This window comes from Streptomyces sp. BE20, assembly GCF_036322525.1.
GTDB lineage: Bacteria > Actinomycetota > Actinomycetes > Streptomycetales > Streptomycetaceae > Kitasatospora.
In genome coordinates this window covers 1-1709 of the sequence record NZ_JAQYWW010000112.1, presented here as the reverse complement: position 1 = coordinate 1709, position 1709 = coordinate 1, and the positions used below count along the sequence as shown (strand labels likewise).

The following is a 1709-nucleotide window of genomic DNA, read 5'->3' as shown; positions in this document are numbered from 1 at the left end:
TACGTCCCACACGAAGGATCCTGACGACCCACCAGGCGAGGACCCCTCAGGACCCTCGCCGGACCGTGGCCGCAGGAACCACAGGCGGCCGGAAGCCCGCGAGTCCTGCGGGCCCCCTCGCGGTCGTTGCCCACCGCCCCGGGTGGCGGCAGGCGACACCAACCCGACCCTGCCCGCCCCGACCGACGGCGACGGCGACTTCACCGCGGCGACCGGGTGCGGTTCCTCCGGGACGGCCGCAGCGCCACAGGCCGGGCCGGTGATTGCCGCGCAATCGCGAGCACATGTCAGTACTTGTGGATCGTTGGCAGAGGCGGGCGGTTCGAGCCCTTGCTCCTGGCAGCGCGCTTGGCTATCCCCGTTCGGGACGCAGCAGGACCTCGCTGCCTATGGGTGTGAAGCCGCAGGCGAGGAAGGCGCGTAGCGAGCGGGCGTTGCCGGGAGAAACGGCGGCGAAGACCGGGTGGGCTTCCGGAACGAGGGAGAGCGCGTCGGCGAGGAGCGACCGTCCGTGTCCTTGGCTGCCGTCCTGGACGTTGTGGAGTTCGATACTCAGTTCGCGTCGCCCGGCGAGGCCGTCGGACAGGGTGACGAGGCCGCGTTCGTCGCCGTGGACCTTGACGTTCGTCCGCAGTTCCCGGGCATGGCGGACGCGCGGGTGGTCATCTGCACCGGTCAGCTCTGCCAGGCGCGGCGGGCCGCCCGTGCCGCGGGCCGTGAGCGTCGCGTCGGTGACGTCGATCCAGCCCTTCGGGCCGGCCAGGTGCCGCAGGAAGTCCGGCGCGAGCGATGCACCGAACCCGTCTGGTTTTTGGGCGTGTACGGCCCGGCTGGTCAAGGCGGTGGCGATGACGGCGTGGCCGGTGAAGGCGACCGAGCACTCAAGGCCCCCCGCCAGGGGCGGTAACACCGTCACCTGTCCGTCGGCCGGCGGGAAGCAGCCATCGGCTGCGGCCGTGAAGAACGTCAGGAGCGGGTGCGACTCGCTCACGGTTGCCCACCTGTCTGTCGAGGAAGCCGGCAGGGAGCCATTGTCGGACAGGTCCCGTGGATCGGTCGAGGCTGGTCATGCTCCGAGGTTCCGGGCGTTCGACGGGCCGGCCGCGTTCGGAGCGGGCACCGGCCCGGAGGAGCGCGACGAGGTGGGTCCGTTCACCGCGCGCCACCGGTTCTGGGCGGACTCGGCAAGCTTGAAGACCACCGGGGGTGTACGTCCGTACGACGCCCCGGCGGCACCGAGAGCACCAAAGGCACCGGAGAGTCCGCGGGCCGGGGCGGCGACCAGCCCGCGCGAGGAGGTCGCGGGGACCTGGCCGCGCCGGTTCGCGGCCGCAGTGGCAGCAGGACCGCGCCGACCCGACGGGAAATAGGACGACGGCTACCCTGATCAAACCGTTGTTCGCATGTTGAGAGGCTGGTTGCCCATGTTCCTGGGTGTACGAGTGGTGGTGTATCCGGCGCCCGACCTCGCCGCCGGCAAGGCGTGGTGGACCTCGGTCCTCGGTGTGGAGCCCTACTTCGACGAGCCGTTCTACGTCGGCTACGACGTCGGCGGCTACGAGCTGGCCCTGAGCCCGCGTGCCGACCCCGCCGACGGCCCCGTGACCTACTGGGGCGTCGCCGACGCCGACACGGCCCTGCAGCAACTCGTCACCGCGGGAGCAACCGTCAAGGAAGGGGTGCGCGACGTCGGCGGATCCATCCGCGCC

Annotated in this window: 2 protein-coding genes; one reads left to right on the top strand and one right to left on the bottom strand. The window is 71.4% G+C overall.

What is annotated here, in order from left to right; genetic code table 11:
* Positions 1-352 precede the first annotated feature (352 nt).
* On the bottom strand, positions 353-991 hold the full coding sequence (locus tag PUR61_RS00550; RefSeq protein WP_329874468.1) for a hypothetical protein: 639 nt from the start codon (positions 989-991) through the stop codon (positions 353-355).
* A gap of 433 nt (positions 992-1424) precedes the next feature.
* Between PUR61_RS00550 and PUR61_RS00545 the strand changes: the two genes are divergently transcribed.
* The coding region (locus tag PUR61_RS00545) for a VOC family protein (protein WP_329874466.1) at positions 1425-1709 on the top strand (285 nt) is incomplete at its 3' end.